This window comes from Actinomycetospora sp. (genome assembly GCF_036497245.1).
GTDB lineage: Bacteria > Actinomycetota > Actinomycetes > Mycobacteriales > Pseudonocardiaceae > Actinomycetospora.
In genome coordinates, this window is record NZ_DASXJS010000046.1 from 1 (window position 1) to 3,925 (window position 3,925).

Annotated in this window: 1 protein-coding gene; it reads right to left on the reverse strand. The window is 75.0% G+C overall.

Translation table 11 applies throughout. The annotated features are described in order from the left end of the window. On the reverse strand, positions 1 to 3,848 hold a 3,848-nt coding region (locus tag VGI02_RS05475), incomplete at its 3' end, for a DUF6531 domain-containing protein (RefSeq protein WP_331626264.1). Between the last annotated feature and the right edge of the window lie 77 nt (positions 3,849 to 3,925).

Consider the following 3,925-nt stretch of genomic DNA (forward strand, 5'->3'; position numbering starts at 1 on the left):
GCGAGCCCGGTCTCGGCGTCGAGGTACTGGCCGGGGAAGAGCAACGGCGTGGAGGCACCGGTCCAGGTCGTGCGACCCCACAGCGACCGGCGGGCCTGCCCGGCCACCGACCCGTCCGGGGCGAGCAGTTCGGTCGGCGCGCCCACGAGGTCGGTGACGATCGCGAAGAAGCGTTCGTCGACCTCGTCCTGCCCGGCGGCCCGCGACCGCGAGCGCTGCGAGACCGGCCGCAGACCGCTCGCGTCGTGGTCCCAGGTGGTCGACGAGACCCCGGCGTCCGAGTGCCGGACCTCCTCGACCAGCGTCGCCCCGTCCCACGTGAAGTCGACCTGCTCGACGGCTGCACCACACGGATCGAGGCGTTGCTTGGACACCCGCCGCCCGAACGCGTCGTAGACATACCGCCACCGGGATCCGTCGGGCGTCGTCACCGCGACGAGCTGGTCGAGCGCGTCCCACCCGAACTGCCAGGACTCGGGCGGCCGTGAGAGTCGCCCGCGGGTCCGGCGGACCACCCGGCCGGCGGGGTCGTACCCGTACGTCGCACGCCCCGCCCGGCGCAGCATCGTCCCGGAGAACTCGCGCCCGCCCGCGACCTCCGGATCCGCGCCCGGCCACGACGCCGCCACGGTGTTCCCACCCGCGTCGTAGGCGTAGCGCTCCGACCAGCCGCCGCCGCGGACCGCGGTCACCCGCCCGCGGGGGTCCACGTCGAACTCCCGCGCACCGATCCCGACGACGCTGCCGTCGGCCCGGTACCGGAACCGGCGCTCGAACGTGCCCCCGAGACGCTGCTCGAGCAGCCTTCCCGCATCCCAACGCTGTTCGACGACCGCGCTGCCGGCGCGACGACGGGTCTCGCGGCCGGCGACGTCGTGGTCGAACTCCATCGTGACGGCGGCGACCAACGAGCTCACCGTCGAGTCCGGCGCGAACGTCCACTCGCTGCGCTGCCCCGTGGGCGTCACCCGCTCGACGCGGCGCCCCAGCGCGTCGTACGACGAGGTCAGCTCGCGCCCGTTGGTCGCCTCCCCGACCACCCGGCCCAGTGCGTCGCGGGTGAGCACGACGTCGACGTCGGGGGTGGTAGCACGGACCAGACGGCCGACCGGATCGTGGTCGTAGGTGGTGAGGACGCCGTCCGCGCGCCGCTCGGAGACGTGGCCGAGGGGCCCGTAGGTGAACACGACCGTCTCCCCGAGCTCGTTCGTCCGGCGCCGGAGCGCTCCGGCGGGGTCGAGGTCGTAGGCGGTGCGGCGACCGTCGAAGTCGGTCTCCGCGGTGAGCCGCCCAACGGCGTCGTACTCGTAGGACCAGCGCAGGCCCTGGGGGTTCGTGACGGCGAGCAGCCGCATCTCCGAGCCCCACGCCTGCTCGTGCCGTGAGCCGTCGGGGTCGACCCGCGCGGCGAGCAGGTCGAAGTGCGTGTGCTCGAACCGGGTGACCTGCCCGACGGCGTCGGTCACCGACGTCAGGCTGCCCTCGGGGTCGTAGAGGCGGCGCTCGACGCCGCCGTCGGGAGCGGTCACCGTCGCGAGGCGACCCTCGAGGGTCCAGCTGTAGCGCGTGACGAGGCCGGTCGGGTCCGTCTCGGCGACGACCCGGCCGCACGCGTCGCGCTCCCATCGCGTCACCGCACCGATCGGGTCGACGACGGCGACCGGCAGCCCGGCGGCGTCGTGCTCCAGGCGGTGCACCCCGCCCAGGGCATCGGTGACGGCGACGAGGAACCCGTGCTCGTCGTGCTCGTACCGCGTGGTCGCGCCGAGCGGATCGGTCGTCGCGACCCTGCTACCGGCGTGGTCGTACTCGTGCGACCACGTCGCGCCGTCGGCGTCCCGCACGAGCACGGGCCGGCCGGCGGCGTCGTGGACCTCGGAGACCACCGAGCCGTCGGGACGCTCCACCCGGTCCAGGACGCCGAGGGCGTCGTGGCCGTACCGCGTCGTCCGGCCGATCTCGTCGACGACGGCGATGACGCGGCCGGCGTCGTCGTACGCGGTCCGGCGCTCGGCGCCGAGCGGATCGATCACCTGCACGACCCGACCGGCCTCGTCGTGGACGTACCGCGTCGTCGCCCCGAGCGAGTCGGTGCGGGCGACGACCGCGTGATCGTAGGAGAAGGTGCAGCTCAGAGTGCCTCCGGAGCCGACCTGGCGGACGACCCGGTCCTCGTCGTCGTACTCGTGACGGAACCACGTGCCGCGGCGATCGGCCCATCCGGTCATGCGCCCGCGGTGGTCGTACCCGAACCGGGTCGGCACCCCCGAGGAAGTGACAGCGGCGGTCAGGTTCCCGGCCTCGTAGCCGAACCGGACGAGGGCCCGGTCGGACCCGTTGGGCCCGGCGCCCACGAGGTCGTAGCCGACGATGCGGTCCTGCGCGGTGCGGACCGTGACGCGACAGCCGCCGTCGTGGCGGACCTCGTGCGGGGTGCCGTCGGCGAGCCGGTCGATGTCGTATCGGCGGCCGTGGTGGTCGACGACCGCCGTCAGCCAACGCTGCTCGCCCGCCCCGGAGAAGTGCCGTCGCCGTGCGCCGTCGAGGTCGTCGACGACGAGGTCGGCGCCCTCCCGGGTGAGTGTCCAGCGGCCGTCCTCCGCCGCGGCGCCGCCGCCCGGAGGGAACCGCAGGACGGCGGTGTCGGCCCGGGCGAGGACGACGTGTTCGTCGGTGACGACCAGGTGCTCGTCGAGCGTCGAGGCCCAGGTCGGGCCGAAGAAGCGCCCGGAGCGGTAGGAGGAGCGATGGAGCCGTTCGAGGACCAAGGGCAGGGCGCCGGACAGCTCGACATCGACGGCGAGGAGCAGCAGGTGCCCGGTGCCGACGTCGACGGGCTCGCCGATCGAGAGGGCCCGGCCCGGCGGGGTCGCCGCCGAGGGCGCCATGTCGATGCGCAGGCCGGAGGCAGGGGTCGGCGCGGTCCGCACGGCCGCTGCGGCCTCGGGGGCGAGATGGGACCCGGCCTTCGTGAGGTCGGTGATCGCCTCGCCCGCCTTGATCCCGGTCTTCAGCCCGGTGGCCGCCCAGCCCGCGAACGGCACCATCGCGGCCGCCGAGAGCCCGGCGTTGAGGTAGTCCCCCTCGGCGGTGTACCAGGCGGCGTTGGCGCCGTCGGCGACCTCGCCGACGACCGGGATCAGGCCCGCGACGTCCAGCGCCCCGTGGGCGACGTCGGTCCAGGGGAACCCGCTCTCCTCCTCGGGCGCCGGGGTGGCCGGAGCGGCGGTGAACGCGGGTGGGGCCTGGCCCGGCGCGCCCGGCATCCCCGGCGCTCCACCCGGGACCGCACCGGCGGCTCCGGGGGTGGGCGCCGTCATCCCGGCGAGCTGGCCCTGGGCGCCCTGCACCGACGTGGCGCCCGCGGCGTTCGCCGCCTGCTCGCGCTGGACGGCCTCCTGCATCAGCCGCTCGCCCTCGGCGACCCTCGCCTGGGCTGCGGAGACCGTGGCACCGGCCGAGTCGAACGCCGCGTCCTTCTGCGCGGAGGCGGGGGTCGTCATCTCGGTGTCCAGGAGGTTCTGCATCGTCGTGGTCGACGTCGCGAGACCGGCCTGCCCGGCGGCGACCATCTGTTCGCCCCGGAGGTACTGCTCCTGGGCCGCGCGCAGCTCGGCCGCGTAGGTCGTGAGCGCCTGCCCGACCGCACGGGACACGTCGGCGCCGACCGCCGCCTTGGTCCCCACCTCGCCGACCTGCGCCGACGCCGCCTGTGCCGCCCCGCCCGTCCACCCCGCTGCCCAGGAGTTGCCCGCGGCGCGGATGCCCTCGCCCGCGCTCGTGAACCCCTCGGCCATGGTCGTGAGCTGGTTCGCCCCCGACTCGACCGCACCCGGATCGCCCGGCATCGGCACCGCTGACCACCCCCTCCACCGAGGACGCTAGGGATGACGGCAGTGGCGTGGGTGCGGTTTCGGAGAACTCG